This is a genomic window from Luteimonas saliphila (genome assembly GCF_016774335.1).
Lineage (GTDB): Bacteria > Pseudomonadota > Gammaproteobacteria > Xanthomonadales > Xanthomonadaceae > Luteimonas > Luteimonas saliphila.
The window spans coordinates 103,755-116,230 of sequence record NZ_JAETWA010000030.1 but is presented as its reverse complement, the minus strand read 5'-3'; the positions used below and the strand labels follow the sequence as shown (position 1 = coordinate 116,230).

Genomic DNA, 12,476 nt, shown 5'->3' with positions numbered 1-12,476 from the left:
GCGTGAACAAACCGGTGGAGATTGGAGACGCGATCATCGCCGAGTGGAACGGCAACGACATCGACGCATACGTCGTCGCCGTGCTTCCCGGGAGCAACGGCCGCCAGCGCATCACAATCGCATCGCCTTCGGCCAGCAATGGGATCTACTGGGTCATCCTGAGCACGGCCGTGGTCTACAACTTCGGGCCTGCAAAGCGCCGCCTCTTCGCACGCTGGCTCTCCGGGCATGGATCGAATGTCTGCCCGTACCGCCGCAGCTCCTGGTCGATAGCGCGTCAGTCCTGAGCGCGCAGGCGCTCTCGAATCTCCCACATCCGTGCTGTCATCGGCGGCCCGTTGGCAGCGATCCAGCGCTCCACGAAACGTTTCCCCTGCGCCAGGCTCGCTGCCGGGCCTTCTACGCGCTTGCCGCCGAGCAGTGTCACGTGTCCGTCGACGGTGACCGAGGCGACAGCGCCGTAGCGCAGGAACAGGACCGAGCCGGTGTCGGAGTCGGACCAGCGGAAGCTGCCCGGGAGCGTGCGTGCTGGGGAATGCTGGGGTGGCATGCAATCTCAGTCCGTGAGAACGGTCGGCGGGGCGGACTTCCATCGTTCCACATGTGGTCGGTGCGCTTCCACATGTGGAGGAATTCAGCGTTGTGTGGGTGGCGTGAAGCCCCACATGTGGCGCGGATTTGCGCGGGAACCCGGGACCCCCGTACAACGCCAGCGTGCGGTCGTGTCTCTGATGCGGCCGCGTCTGATGCGCGGTAGAGCAGTCCGGTAGCTCGGCGGTCTCATAAGCCGCAGGTCGTCCGTTCGAATCGGACCCGCGCTACCACCGATACACGCCAGCCGAAGCGCCGCGCTGGACCCTCCGCACCCACAGTGTGGTGCGTGAATCCGGCAGTCCACCGTCCCGGAACTCGGGGGCGGCAGGTAGGCAGCGAGAGGAAGGAGCCCCCGGTCAGGCACGTCCTGGCCGGGGGCTCACCGTTTTCTGGATCGGTAGTCACGCCCGCCGGTACCCGCTGCCTTCGATGGCTGGCCGTCGGGAGACGCGCCGCGGTGTCCGCGACCTCGCTGGTAACGCGACGAGGCCGTTCGGGGGACGCACGGCCGGCGTGCCGATCCGCCAGTTGGAGAGAGACATGGGCTTTGAGCTCGGAACCCGCAGCAGGCAGCGCCTGAATCTCGGCGTGCACCCAGACCTTTACCGCGTGGTGTCGCGCGCGATCGAGATCACGCCCATCGACTTCAGCGTGATCGAGGGCCGCCGCAGTGTCGAGCGCCAGCGAGAGCTGGTGGCGAAGGGTGCGAGCCAGACCATGAACAGTCGGCACATCACCGGCCATGCCGTGGACCTGGGCGCGTACGTCGCCGGCTCGGTGCAGTGGGAATGGGCCCTGTACCCGCCGATCGCCGATGCCATGCGCCGCGCCGCGCTCGAGCTCGGCATCCCGGTGCGCTGGGGCGGCGGGTGGTTCCTGCTGAACGACTGCAACAGCCTGCGCGGCATCGAGCTGAAGGTCGCCGCCTACACCGCGGCGCGACGCGCGCAGAAGCGCAAGGCATTCCTGGACGGCCCGCATTTCGAGCTGCCCGCCTCGCTGTACCCCTGACCAACCGGAGACACGCCATGAACACGATCCTGTTCACTTTGCTGCTGCTCGTCGCGGTCTTCGCCGCGGTGTTCTTCTTCAAGTTCAGCAAGAAGGGCACCGTCCCGCTGGCGGTTGCCTGGAAAAGCTACACCGGCTGGCTGAGCGCGGTCGGCCTCGTGCTGGGCGCCTACATCGTCGACCTGCTGCGCTATGTCGCGAGCTTCTGGGAACCGTTTCAGTCCCAGTTCGGGGAGCTGCTGGCGGCCGATTCTGCTGGCCAGGCGTTGCAGATCGTGAGCGCCATCTTCTTCGTGCTGCGCATGAAGGGGCAGGGCGCGCCCGAGCTGCGACTGCCGCCCATCCCCCGCAGCTCGTAAGACGCGTGGCGAGGGCGGGAAGCCGTGGCACCACACAAGCCCCTGCGCTGGTGGGAAGCACACACCGGCGTAATCGTGGCCCTAGCCATCGCCCTGGGCGGTGGCTGGTACGCGGAAGCACGCCGCAATGCCGAAGCCAATGCGCGCGCGTCTGTGATGCCGGATCGACGCGACCGCGAAATCGACGCGCTGGATCGGCGCGTCGCGGCCTTGGAGCGCCGGGACTGTGGCTGTGACAGACCTCGATGACCATTCGCTGCTACTGGCAGAAGTCCGCGCAGGCCGCCGCGCGATCGACATCGTGCAGGAGCTGTTCCCGTTCCAGCCAACGGCCAAGCCTGACGAGGTCGGCATCCTCCGTCTCGGCCACGGCCGTCCGATCCAGCGCCGGCCGGTGAGCACCGCGACCGCCCTACATTGGCTGAAGTCGGACATGGTCCACGTGCAACAGGTGTTGCGCGGTCGCGTGTTCGAGCTGCTGGCGCTGCACCCGGAAGCCTCGGATCGCCTGCCGTACCTGTACGCCGTCGGGGATCTGCTGGACGCTGAAACGTTGCGCGACGCCAACCCGCTGTGGGACGCGATGCGCAAGGGCGACTGGCGCACCGCGGCGACCGAGCTGATGGCCTGCCAGTGGGATCGTTACTACGGGTCGACCGCGGAGAAGCGCCGCGCGGTCATTGGCCTAGTGATGGCGATCGCCGCGCCCGACACGGCGCACTGAGCCGCCGCCATGTCCGTCACCGCTCGACTGTCCTCGTGGTGGGCGGCATGGAAGGTGGTCGCCATGCTCGCCGCGGCGCTGGCGGGCTCGCTGTACCTGAACTACTGGCAGCACCGCCGCGCGATCACCGCGCCGCTGCGCGACCAGGTGCACGCACTGGATACCGCCCTCGAGGACAGCGCTGCCCTTCATGCCGCGACGCGAGAGAGCGCCACCCGACTGGCCGCCGCCGCCGCGGCTGCTGCCGACCAGCTCGAGGGCGGCGCCCGCGACTACCGCAGGGCTCGCACCGAGCGCCCGCTCACCCATCCCCAATGCGCCCCGGGCCAAGCCCGTATGGACGCAGTCAACCGCGCCCTGGGCGCACCAATCGAAGGTGAACAATGAACAGTCAGTCCCACAGTTACACCGGCGAAGCCGGCGCCGCATCACCCGCACCGCAGTCGCCCATCGGTGCCGAAATGATTCGTCTGCGCGAAGGTACCGAGGAAGTGCACAACCTGCTCGACAGGCTCGAAGAGCGGTTGAGCCAGGTCCTCCGCCAGATTCCCCCGCACCCGGTCGGCGACGAACCGGGCAAGACGCTGCACGAATCCGCACTGCACGGGGCGCTGATGGGCCAAGCCACCGACGTCGTCCGCGTCAACTCGCGCATCGTGTCGATGCTGGACCGGCTGACGCTCTGATGCTCTCGCCAGAGCTCGAATCCGCGCAGATCGAGGCCATGCGCGCGGGGATCGTCGAAGCACGCTGCAAGGCCTTCATGTTCGTCAGCATCGGCGCGCTCGCGCTGGTTGTCGGCGTGTTCGTGGTGGCGCTCTGATGGACGCGCGCAGCACGAGCGTCACCCCCGAGGACATCGAGGCCGAGATCGCCAGCGAGCACTACTTCACGGCCGCGGAGGGCAGGCACTACGCACGCAAGATGGCGCTCGACGATGTCTGGCCGAAGATGGGCATGCGGCTGGCGGACATGAAGTACCGCGACGCCAAGGCCCGCGAGGTCGTCGCCGCGATGGATGCTGAGTCGCCGTGATCCGCCTCCTGTTCGCCGCGGTGCTGGTGCTGGTGCTTGCTGGTGCCACGTGCCAGCGCCGCGGCAACGCTCCAATCGGAGACGCGGACGCGATCTGCTACGACCCCTGCACGACCTCTCTCACCGATACCGGCGTCCGGTGGGAGGGAGATCCCGAGTCCGCGGAAACGTGGGACGCACTGGGCGAGCACACGACAGGCCAGCTCGCCGGCCGCCTGCTGCGCTGCGAACGCGCGCGGCAGGCCTGCACCGACTTCCTGGGCAGCCTGAAGAAGCGCGGCATCTACCGCGTGGAGGAATGACCCATGGGCATCGTCTTTGCCAAGGTGCCGACTGTCCGGATCGTGCGCGGCACGCGCTGGCAGGACCAGGTGCAGCTCACCGACGAGAACACCGGGGAGCCCGTCGACTTGGCCGGCATCGTGTCGCTCGTCATGTGCATCCGCGAGCAGGTCGACAGTCCGATCCTGCTTCAGCTCGAAGTCGGCTCCGGCCTCGCGATCGCGAACCCGGGGCTTGGCCTGATCGACATCGACGTGTCATCCGCGGACACGCTCAGCTTTCCCGAGAACGGCCACCAGCGGTGGAAGTACTCCTTCGACGCCCTGATCGAGCGCACAGCCGGCGAGTACGAGGCGGCGTTCGCGGGCCGCGTGACCGTTTTGCCATCCATCACCCGCACCTGGGACACCTAGCAGGAGAGCACCATGTCCGCATCCACCGCCTTCGCCACCGCCCTGCTGCAGCACATCCTGCAGAACGCCGGCCTCGCCAACGTCGGCGACGCCACCGGGCTGCTGCCCTCGTCCGCCGATGGCAACCTGTACATCAGCCTGCACACGGCCGACCCGGGCGCGGGTGGCAATCAGTCCACCAACGAGATTTCCTACACCAGCTACGCCCGCATCCCGGTGCCGCGCGACGATACCGAGTGGGAAGTCGCGGCCGGGGTGGGTACGAACCTCGCTGCGATCCTGTTCGCCGAGTCGACCGGCGGCACGGGCGGCACCGTGACGCACTTCGGCATCGGTAGCGCGTCGTCCGGCAACGGCAACCTGTTCCTGCGCGGCACGCTGGCCGCCAGCCGGGTCATCAGCACCGGTTCCGTGCCCGAGTTCCCCGCGGAGACGCTGGAAGTCACCGTCAGCTAAACCCGGGGTAGCCTGCCGTGCCTCGCTTCGGCAACGAAAACCCCGCGATCGCAGACACCGACCTGCCCGGCACCACCGGGCGGGCGTGGTTCACGCGCTTCACGCTGTCCGAGGCGGGGACGCTCAATCACGTCGCGATCTACTCGACCTCGACCGGCGGCGGGCTGGTCAAGGGGCTGGTCTACGCCGACAACGCGGGATCTCCGGGCGCGCTGGTCGCCGTCGGCGCGGAGGTAGCCGTCATCAACGGCGACTTCGCGATTTCGACGTGCAACGGCGAGGCGCTGTCGCCGGGAAACTACTGGCTCGGCGCCACCACGGCCGATCACCTGTCCAACCTGCGCACGGACGACGAGGGCGGCACCGGCTGGTCGCAATGGGCCGGGCCTGACGAGGATGCGTACGACAACCCGCCGAACCCATGGAGCGGGGGCGGGTCATCCGGCTACAACATCGTCATCTACGCCGACTACAGCACCGGCGCGCCGGCCGAGACCCTGTCTGGCACCGCCTCGCTGGGGTTCACGACCACGGGCGCCCTGTCCGTGTCCGGCGTGGTCCCGCTGGCCGGTACCGCCAGCCTGAGCTTTGCGGTGGCCGGAGCGCTGGCGCAGAACACGTTCGGCAACACCTTCCCAGGCATCGGAGGTGTGTGGAGCGGCAACGAAGGCCGGATCATGGCCTCGAAGTTCGTGCTCTCCGAGCCGGCCGAGGTCACGCAGTATTTCCAGCACTTTGGGTACGGCGCCGACGACAGCGGCAGCGACCCGGGCGGCATCGACTGGATCGGCATCATCTTCGAGGACGTGGCCGGCGAGCCGGGCGACGTGATCGCGGTGTCGTCGGTCGCCACCACCACCGGCGCCGGCCGCTGGCAGAGCGCGCCGATGTCGGTCACGCTCGCCCCGGGCACGTACTGGCTGGGCACGCAGGCCAGCAGCTTCACCCTCACCATCAACTCGACCACACCGGCCGAGGGTGGAACGTCCGGGAACCTGCGCCGAGCCGAGGGGAGCTCGCTGGCGATCGCGCCGTCCGACCCGTGGCCGGGCACCGCCAGCAGCGCGAACGGCGACCTGTCGGCGTATGCCGTCTACATCGAGCCGGCCAACGAGGACGAGCTGACCGGATCCGCGGGCCTGAGCTTCACGACCGCGGGTGCGCTGACCACCCGGCTCCTGCTGTCGGGCGGCGCGAGCCTGTCGATCGACGCGACCGGAGCGCTCGCCACCAGCGCGGAGCTGTCCGGAGCGGCGTCCCTCGACTTCGCGGCCGCCGGCGCCCTGCGCACCCGGGTCACCATGGCCGGCAGCGCCAGTCTGGGCATCGCCGCCACCGGTGCGCTGCGCGCGCGTGCGCGCCTCGCGGGCCAGACCGGGCTGGCGTTCGCCGCGACCGGGCGCGTGGTCGACAAGGTGCGGCTGGCCGGCGCCGCCGGGCTCGCGTTCGGCGCCGCGGGCGACCTGCGCAGCGCGGGCGCGCTGTCCGGTACCGCCTCGCTGACCATCGCTGTGACCGCGAGCCTGCGCCAGCGCGCGCTGCTGCGCGGTACCGCCAGCCTCACCTTCGGCGCGCTGGTCAACAACCGGGACGCAGAGCCCGGCGTGCTGATCGCGCCTCGACCGCACGTTCCGCTGGGCGAGGTCGGCCGCCCGCAGGACCCGGTCGGACTGGCGCCGCGTCCGAGAAACACGCTGCTGATAGCAGCCCGAGAAGCATGAACAGAACAGAACAAAAACGAACAGCGCCGGCGAAGAGGGCCGCCAAGGCGACGAAGAAAGCTGCAGCCAAGAAGGTCGACGCGGCGGCGCTGCGCCTCGAGCAGTTCGTGTCCGCGTACCTGGTGCACTTCAACGGCGCCCGCGCCGCGCGCGAGGCAGGCTTCAGCCCGGGATCTGCGCGGCAGAAGGCATCCGAGCTGCTGGCCAGGCCGGACGTGCAGGAGCGCGTTCAGATCGCGCATGCCGCGTTCCTGGCGCGCAACGAGGCGACCAAGGACATGGTCCTGGCCCGGATGCTGGCCAAGGCCACCGCGGATCCGCGAGCGCTGACAGAGCTGCACCGCGGCTGCTGCCGCTACTGCTGGGGCAAGGGCTTCCGGTACCAGTTCACGCCCCAGGAGGATCGGGAACGGCGCGAGCAGCACGCCGGAGAGAACAAGGTGCGCAGGGCGGAGAAGAAGCCGCCGCTGCCATACAACGAAGAGGGCGGCGTCGGGTACAACCCGCGCACCGACCCGAACCCGCGGTGCCCGGAATGTTTCGGCGATGGCAAGGAACGCGTCGTGTTCAAGGACACGCGCGACCTGCCGCCGGACGCGGCGCTGCTGTTCGAGGGGGTCGAGGTCACGCAGCACGGCCTGAAGATCCGGATCACGTCGCCGACCGACGCGCTGCTGAACGTCGGCAAGCACCTGGGCATGTTCGCGCAGAAGGTGAAGCACGCCGGCGGCGACGAGGGCGATGCGCCGGTGGAGGTCGGCGTGGTGATGATCCCGGCGAAGGCCGCGGGCGGCGATGGAGACGGCTAACCCGCCTGTCGTTTGGACCCCGTCGGAGAAGCAGACGCAGTTCCTGACCTGCCCGGACTGGGAGGTCCTGTATGGCGGCGCCGCCGGCGGCGGCAAGTCGGACGCCATGCTGATCGATGCGTGGTGCCTGCAGCACAACGGAGCCAGCAACCCGAATCACCGCGCGGTCATCTTCCGCAAGTCGTTCACCGACCTGCGCGACCTGATCGACCGCGCGAACGACCTGTTCCCGCGGTTCATCCGGAAGATCCGCTACAACAAGACCGAGCACATCTTCACCACGCCGGCGGGCGCGAAGCTCGAGCTGGCCTACCTCGAGAACGAAGCCGACCGGTTCAAGTACCGCGGCCGCAACTGGAACTATCTGGGCTGGGAAGAGCTGACGCTGTGGCCTTCGGACGTGCCCTACGTCTACCTGATGACCCGCTGTCGCACCGTCGACCGCACGCTGCCCAAGTACATCCGCGCGACGACCAACCCCGACGGCCCGGGGCAGAGCTGGGTCATGCAGCGTTGGGGCATCGACGAGGAAGGCGGGCCCACCGTCCAAGCCTTTCAGCGGGAGTTCGAAGAGCTCGCCGAGGACGGGTCGATCGTCAAGGTCATGCGCACCGTGCGCCGCCGCTTCATCCCGGCGCGCCTGAGCGACAACCCGCACCTGGCCGGCACCGGCTACCGCGAGCAGTTCGCGGAGCTGCCACCTGACGATCGCGACGCCCTGCTGCTGGGCCGGTGGATCGGCAACCGGGTGCGCGGGGCCTGGTACCAGAAGGAAATGGCCAAGCTCCGGCAGGAGGGGCGGCTCACCAACGTGCCGCACATGGGCGGGACGACGGTCAACACCTTCTGGGACCTGGGCTTCAACGACACGACCTCGATCGTGTTCCACCAGTTCGCGGCGCTGCAGAACAGATTCCTGCACGCCTACGAGAACAGCGGCGAGAGCCTGGCCCACTACGCGGCGTACCTGCTGCAGATGAGCCAGGAGCGCGGCTACGTGTACGGCACGCACTACCTGCCGCACGACGCCGAGAACAAGTCGCTGCAGACCGGCAAGTCGGCGCTCGATGCCCTGCGCAAGCTGCTGCCGGGGCATCGGTTCGTGGTGGTGAAGCGCACCGAGCAGCTCAAGACGGGCATCGACCAGACCCGCGCGGCGTTCGCCAGCGCATGGATCGACTCGGACGAGTGCATCGGCTTGGTGGCGGCGCTCGACGCCTACCGGAAGAAGTGGGACCCGAAGCAGGAAGTGTTCCTCGACAACTCCCACGTGCACGACCGGTATTCGAACTACGCCGACGCGTTCAGGCAGTGGGGCCAGGGCTTCGTCATGCCCGCCAATTCCGGCAGCGGCAAGCGCCGCGCCAGCGGTTCAGACAACTGGAAAACAGCATGAGCAACGACAACCTCCCGGGCTTCAGAGCGATCGACCCGCTCAAGTCGGGGCCCAAGACCGCCGAAATGCTGCCTTCGGTCGAAGCGGCCGCGCTCGGCCTGAAGCGCTACAAGACCATCGGGCGCAAGGGCCCGCTGGCGATCGTGCTCACGCAGGCGATGAACCCGGAGACGCTCAAGGAAGAGCCAGCGATGCTGCTGGCCAACACCCGGGATCCGGTGAACCGGCACGCCTTCGTGCTGCTGTCGCAGCTCTTCCAGGCAGTCGACGTCGGCGCCGCGCGCGAGGTAGTGCGCGCCGCGCGCGAGCTCGCGCCGCGCCTGTTCGGCTTCGTGACCAAGTACGACGTCGACCTGATCTGCGACGCGCTGCTGGAGTTCGGCGAGGACCTGCAGAAGGCGCTCCCGGCCAAGCAACTCGGCACGCAGGACTGGCTGGCCGCGCTCGCCCAGGACGGGTTCACGATCCGCCACGATGGTAAGGCGGTGAACTGATGGCCCTCGAGCTCGAGTTCCAGCCGGCGCAGCGGAACGAGCCGTTCCCGCTCGACAACATCGGCGGGCTGGAGACGCGACAGGCCAAGCCGCTGCGCGGCAAGACCGCCAAGCAGCAGGAAGAAGAGGTCATCTCCACCCTGCAGAGCTGGTACTCCGACCAGGTGGATGCGCACCTGGACAACCGGCGCGAGCAGATCCTCGACGCCGACTACTACGACCTCGACCAGATCGACGAGCGCACGCGCCGCACGCTCGAGGCGCGCAACCAGGCCCCCCTCACCTTCGACCTGACGCATGCGGTGGTGGACTGGATCACCGGCACCGAGCGCCGCACTCGGCAGGACTGGAAGGTGCATCCGCGCGGGCCCGAGGACCTCGAGAGCGCGGAGGTCAAGACGCAGCTCCTGAAGTTCGTCTCTGACGCCAACCAGGCCACGTGGGAGCGCAGCCGGGCGTTCAAGGACGCGGTGAAGGTGGGCGTTGGCTGGGTCCGGGAGTTCGCCCAGATCGATCACGACCGGCTGCCCGTCTCCCTCCAGCACACCGACTGGAAGGCGGTGCGCTGGGACGAGTTCAGCCGCGCCGACGACCTGCGCGACTGCCGCGCGATCAACATCGACCGGTACATCGACCTCGATTACGGCATCGCCATGTTCCCGAATCAGGCGGAAGAGCTGCGGCGCGTGAGCCAGCAGTTCGTCGACGCCGCCATGGAGTACGTCGAGGACGACCTGGTGGTGCCGCAGATGTTCCATGGCCAGCGGATCCGGTCGGGCACGTTCAGCGGGTCCGTGCGGTCGGACAAGCGCCGCCGCTCGCGCCTGAAGCTGGTGGAGACGGAGTACCGGCGGGTGGTGGTGGAGAAGCGCGTGCGCGCGCTGACCAACGACTACCCCGAGCTGTCGAACATGATGTTCGACGAGAAGGACCCGGCGCTGCGCGACTACATCGACCGCAAGGTCATCACCGTCGACGACCGTCCGGTCGAGCGCATGTGGGTGGCGATCTGGGTGCCGGAAACCACGATCATGTGCCTCCACGAGCCGATCCCGTATCGGCACGGTCGGTTCAGCCTCACCCCGACCTGGTGCTACCGGCGCGACCGCGACGGCATGCCCTACGGCGTCATGCGCGGCCTGCGCGACCCCCAGGACGAGTACAACAAGCGCCGCTCCAAGACGTTGTTCGCGCTCAGCACGAACCGGGTCATGTACGAAGAGGACGCCATCGCCAATGGCGTCGACGAAGAGGACTTCCTGGCCGAGGTGCCCAAGCCGAACGCCCAGCTCAAGCTGGCGTCGGGCGCGCTGGCAGGGCAGAAGATCAAGATCGAGATGGGCGGCGAGATTGCCGCCGGGCATATCACGCTGATGGAAGGCGCGGCCCGGCACATGTTCGAGGCGTCGGGCGTGACCCGCGAGAACCTTGGACTCGACAGCGATGCGAAGTCGGGCAAGGCGATCATCGCCAAGCAGCAGCAGGGCGCGGTCGGCACGGCCGAAATCTTCGACAACAACCGGCGCGCGCTGCAGATTTCCGGGGAAAAGACCCTTTCGCTGACCGAGCAGTACGTCAGCATGCCCATGCAGATCCGGGTGGTCGGCCCCGAGGGCGTGCACTTCGTCGCAATCAACCAGCCCCAGGTGGACCCGCTCACCGGGGAGGTCGTGTTCAAGAACGACATCCTCGCCTCGCAAGCCGACTTCGTCGTGGAGAGCCAGAACCACCACGAGACGATCCGGATGGCGATGGCCGAGCAGTTGCTCGAGACGATCGGCAAGCTGGATCCGGCCGTCGGCCTGCAGTTGCTCGACCTGGCGATCGACCTGACCGACCTGCCGAACCGCGCCGAACTGGTCGCGCGCATCCGCCAGATCAACGGCGTCGGCCAGCCCACGCCCGAGCCTGATCCGGCAGCGGAACAGGCAGCGGCGGCCGAGCAGCAGGCGCAGCAGCAGGCCGCCGACGTCCAGAACCGGCGGCTTGAAGCCCAGACCGCCAAGGACCTCGCCACCGCGGACAACCTGCGGGCGAAGGCTCAGCAAATCGCGGTGCAGACGAAGGGCGAGGCGCTTGGCGTCGCCGGCGTGCTGCAGTCCGCGGTCCATCTCGCCCCCGCGGCCGACCGGCTCGCGGAATACCCACCACCCGTTGGAACCGGCCCCGGTGCCGGTATGGAGCCCCAGTGATGCAGAACGACCCGAACACCCCCGACCTCGAGCACGACGACGGCCTGACCGAACAGGAGCGCGCCGAGCTCGCGGCCGACACCGAATCCGGCGGTGCGCCGACTGGCGCCGCGGATCCTGCGGCTGCCCCCGCAGCCCCCGCAGCCCCGGCTGCACCAGCAGCAGCGCCGGCAGCAGCGCCGGCAGCACAGCCCGAGGCGGATCCGCACGAAGCTACGATGCGCGAGCTGGCCGAGACGCAGGCCAGGACCGCCGAGGCACTGGCCAAGGTGACCGATCGCCTCGCGCCGCAAGATCCCGCGCCGCAGGATCCGCCAGCGCCCGCCGCACCGGTGGAGCCCGACTGGGAAGCGGAGCGCAAGGCGCTGGCGCAGAAGCACGACGATGGCGACCTCGAGGACGACGAGTACGAGCGCGAGCGCGAGGCTCTGCTGGAGCGGCGGGCGGAATGGCGGGCCGAGCAGAAGGCCACCGCGCTGATGAACGAGTGGACGGAGAAGCAGCAGAAGGAAGCGCAGAGTCGAACCGAGGCGGATCTGAACCGGCAGTGGGACACGAGCATGGCCGCGTTCATGGGCGTGGAAGCCAACGCCAAGTTCTTGTCCGACCAGACGCGTGTCCACGCCTTCAACGCGGTGCTGGCCACGGTCGCGCAGGAGAAGCCGGGCGCGACGTACGCGGAAATGCTCAACGAGGCCCGCGACCGCACCATGAAGGCGTTCAACATGGCGCCGCCCGAGAAAACGCCCGCACAGATCGCCGCCGAGGCGGTCGCCGCGCGCAAGCAAACGGCCGCGCCACCGGACCTGTCGCGCGCGCCGGCAGCCGGCTTCGACAACGACCGCGCCGGCAACGAGTTTGCCCACCTGGATGACCTCGACGTCGACGAGCTCGAGAATCAGCTCGCGCGCATGCCGGAAGCGGACGTCGAGCGCTTCCTGGAGACGGCAGTCGGCGGCCTGCTGGACAACCCGAGGGGCTGACACGGCA

The 12,476-nt window shown here is 68.6% G+C and carries 18 protein-coding genes and 1 tRNA gene; 18 read left to right on the top strand and 1 reads right to left on the bottom strand.

The features are described 5' to 3' along the window. Positions 1-2: 2 nt before the first annotated feature. Positions 3-287, top strand: a complete 285-nt coding sequence (locus tag JMO03_RS07270) for a hypothetical protein (RefSeq protein ID WP_202842000.1) — start codon at positions 3-5, stop codon at positions 285-287. On the opposite strand, the gene JMO03_RS07265 is transcribed toward JMO03_RS07270, so the two are convergent. Then, positions 278-550 (bottom strand): hypothetical protein, encoded by a 273-nt coding sequence (locus JMO03_RS07265; RefSeq protein ID WP_202841998.1) that lies wholly within the window; start codon positions 548-550, stop codon positions 278-280. The genes JMO03_RS07270 and JMO03_RS07265 overlap by 10 nt on opposite strands. Before the next feature lie 197 nt (positions 551-747). Between JMO03_RS07265 and JMO03_RS07260 the strand changes: the two genes are divergently transcribed. From JMO03_RS07260 to JMO03_RS07180, 17 genes are all read left to right on the top strand, one after another. Beyond that, positions 748-824, top strand: a tRNA-Met gene (locus tag JMO03_RS07260). A 310-nt stretch (positions 825-1,134) separates the two neighbouring features. Then, entirely contained in the window at positions 1,135-1,605 is a 471-nt protein-coding gene (locus JMO03_RS07255) for a M15 family metallopeptidase (RefSeq protein WP_202842196.1), read from the top strand. 17 nt (positions 1,606-1,622) lie between these two features. Then, positions 1,623-1,964, top strand: coding sequence for a hypothetical protein (locus JMO03_RS07250; protein WP_202841996.1), 342 nt, complete (start codon positions 1,623-1,625; stop codon positions 1,962-1,964). 232 nt (positions 1,965-2,196) lie between these two features. Further along, positions 2,197-2,688 carry a hypothetical protein gene (locus tag JMO03_RS07245; protein ID WP_202841993.1) on the top strand — a complete coding sequence of 164 codons (492 nt, stop codon included), beginning with the start codon at positions 2,197-2,199 and terminating at the stop codon, positions 2,686-2,688. 9 nt (positions 2,689-2,697) lie between these two features. After that, a complete protein-coding gene (locus JMO03_RS07240; protein ID WP_202841991.1) occupies positions 2,698-3,075 on the top strand; it encodes a hypothetical protein in 378 nt (125 codons plus the stop codon). Continuing rightward, the gene (locus tag JMO03_RS07235) at positions 3,072-3,374 is read left to right on the top strand and encodes a hypothetical protein (protein WP_202841989.1); all 303 of its coding nucleotides are present in this window, start codon (positions 3,072-3,074) and stop codon (positions 3,372-3,374) included. Before JMO03_RS07240 ends, JMO03_RS07235 begins: the two co-directional genes overlap by 4 nt. Then, the gene (locus JMO03_RS07230; protein ID WP_202841986.1) at positions 3,374-3,511 is read left to right on the top strand and encodes a hypothetical protein; all 138 of its coding nucleotides are present in this window, start codon (positions 3,374-3,376) and stop codon (positions 3,509-3,511) included. The genes JMO03_RS07235 and JMO03_RS07230 overlap by 1 nt, the downstream gene beginning before the upstream one ends. Then, positions 3,511-3,723, top strand: coding sequence for a hypothetical protein (locus JMO03_RS07225; protein ID WP_202841985.1), 213 nt, complete (start codon positions 3,511-3,513; stop codon positions 3,721-3,723). The genes JMO03_RS07230 and JMO03_RS07225 overlap by 1 nt, the downstream gene beginning before the upstream one ends. Further along, positions 3,720-4,025, top strand: coding sequence for a hypothetical protein (locus tag JMO03_RS07220; RefSeq protein WP_202841983.1), 306 nt, complete (start codon positions 3,720-3,722; stop codon positions 4,023-4,025). The genes JMO03_RS07225 and JMO03_RS07220 overlap by 4 nt, the downstream gene beginning before the upstream one ends. A 3-nt stretch (positions 4,026-4,028) precedes the next feature. Beyond that, positions 4,029-4,418 carry a hypothetical protein gene (locus JMO03_RS07215; protein ID WP_202841980.1) on the top strand — a complete coding sequence of 130 codons (390 nt, stop codon included), beginning with the start codon at positions 4,029-4,031 and terminating at the stop codon, positions 4,416-4,418. A 12-nt stretch (positions 4,419-4,430) separates the two neighbouring features. Beyond that, on the top strand, positions 4,431-4,874 hold the full coding sequence (locus JMO03_RS07210; protein ID WP_202841978.1) for a phage tail fiber protein: 444 nt from the start codon (positions 4,431-4,433) through the stop codon (positions 4,872-4,874). A 17-nt stretch (positions 4,875-4,891) separates the two neighbouring features. Then, on the top strand, positions 4,892-6,595 hold the full coding sequence (locus tag JMO03_RS07205; RefSeq protein WP_202841976.1) for a hypothetical protein: 1,704 nt from the start codon (positions 4,892-4,894) through the stop codon (positions 6,593-6,595). Continuing rightward, complete coding sequence (locus JMO03_RS07200; RefSeq protein ID WP_202841975.1) at positions 6,592-7,404, top strand: terminase small subunit; 813 nt, start codon at positions 6,592-6,594, stop codon at positions 7,402-7,404. The genes JMO03_RS07205 and JMO03_RS07200 overlap by 4 nt, the downstream gene beginning before the upstream one ends. Beyond that, positions 7,391-8,800 carry a terminase large subunit domain-containing protein gene (locus tag JMO03_RS07195; RefSeq protein ID WP_202841974.1) on the top strand — a complete coding sequence of 470 codons (1,410 nt, stop codon included), beginning with the start codon at positions 7,391-7,393 and terminating at the stop codon, positions 8,798-8,800. Before JMO03_RS07200 ends, JMO03_RS07195 begins: the two co-directional genes overlap by 14 nt. Beyond that, complete coding sequence (locus JMO03_RS07190; protein ID WP_202841973.1) at positions 8,797-9,294, top strand: hypothetical protein; 498 nt, start codon at positions 8,797-8,799, stop codon at positions 9,292-9,294. Before JMO03_RS07195 ends, JMO03_RS07190 begins: the two co-directional genes overlap by 4 nt. Further along, a complete protein-coding gene (locus JMO03_RS07185; RefSeq protein WP_202841971.1) occupies positions 9,294-11,486 on the top strand; it encodes a portal protein in 2,193 nt (730 codons plus the stop codon). The genes JMO03_RS07190 and JMO03_RS07185 overlap by 1 nt, the downstream gene beginning before the upstream one ends. Further along, on the top strand, positions 11,486-12,469 hold the full coding sequence (locus JMO03_RS07180; protein ID WP_202841969.1) for a hypothetical protein: 984 nt from the start codon (positions 11,486-11,488) through the stop codon (positions 12,467-12,469). The genes JMO03_RS07185 and JMO03_RS07180 overlap by 1 nt, the downstream gene beginning before the upstream one ends. Positions 12,470-12,476: the final 7 nt, after the last annotated feature.

Excerpts from the sequence above, each read along its gene's own strand:
- JMO03_RS07185 (WP_202841971.1), top strand. The coding sequence starts at position 9,294 with ATGGCCCTCGAGCTCGAGTTCCAGCCGGCGCAGCGGAACGAGCCGTTC.
- JMO03_RS07200 (WP_202841975.1), top strand. The coding sequence starts at position 6,592 with ATGAACAGAACAGAACAAAAACGAACAGCGCCGGCGAAGAGGGCCGCC.
- JMO03_RS07210 (WP_202841978.1), top strand. The coding sequence starts at position 4,431 with ATGTCCGCATCCACCGCCTTCGCCACCGCCCTGCTGCAGCACATCCTG.
- JMO03_RS07235 (WP_202841989.1), top strand. The coding sequence starts at position 3,072 with ATGAACAGTCAGTCCCACAGTTACACCGGCGAAGCCGGCGCCGCATCA.
- JMO03_RS07250 (WP_202841996.1), top strand. The coding sequence starts at position 1,623 with ATGAACACGATCCTGTTCACTTTGCTGCTGCTCGTCGCGGTCTTCGCC.
- JMO03_RS07225 (WP_202841985.1), top strand. The coding sequence starts at position 3,511 with ATGGACGCGCGCAGCACGAGCGTCACCCCCGAGGACATCGAGGCCGAG.
- JMO03_RS07215 (WP_202841980.1), top strand. The coding sequence starts at position 4,029 with ATGGGCATCGTCTTTGCCAAGGTGCCGACTGTCCGGATCGTGCGCGGC.
- JMO03_RS07190 (WP_202841973.1), top strand. The coding sequence starts at position 8,797 with ATGAGCAACGACAACCTCCCGGGCTTCAGAGCGATCGACCCGCTCAAG.
- JMO03_RS07180 (WP_202841969.1), top strand. The coding sequence starts at position 11,486 with ATGCAGAACGACCCGAACACCCCCGACCTCGAGCACGACGACGGCCTG.
- JMO03_RS07230 (WP_202841986.1), top strand. The coding sequence starts at position 3,374 with ATGCTCTCGCCAGAGCTCGAATCCGCGCAGATCGAGGCCATGCGCGCG.
- JMO03_RS07240 (WP_202841991.1), top strand. The coding sequence starts at position 2,698 with ATGTCCGTCACCGCTCGACTGTCCTCGTGGTGGGCGGCATGGAAGGTG.
- JMO03_RS07265 (WP_202841998.1), bottom strand. The coding sequence starts at position 550 with ATGCCACCCCAGCATTCCCCAGCACGCACGCTCCCGGGCAGCTTCCGC.
- JMO03_RS07195 (WP_202841974.1), top strand. The coding sequence starts at position 7,391 with ATGGAGACGGCTAACCCGCCTGTCGTTTGGACCCCGTCGGAGAAGCAG.
- JMO03_RS07255 (WP_202842196.1), top strand. The coding sequence starts at position 1,135 with ATGGGCTTTGAGCTCGGAACCCGCAGCAGGCAGCGCCTGAATCTCGGC.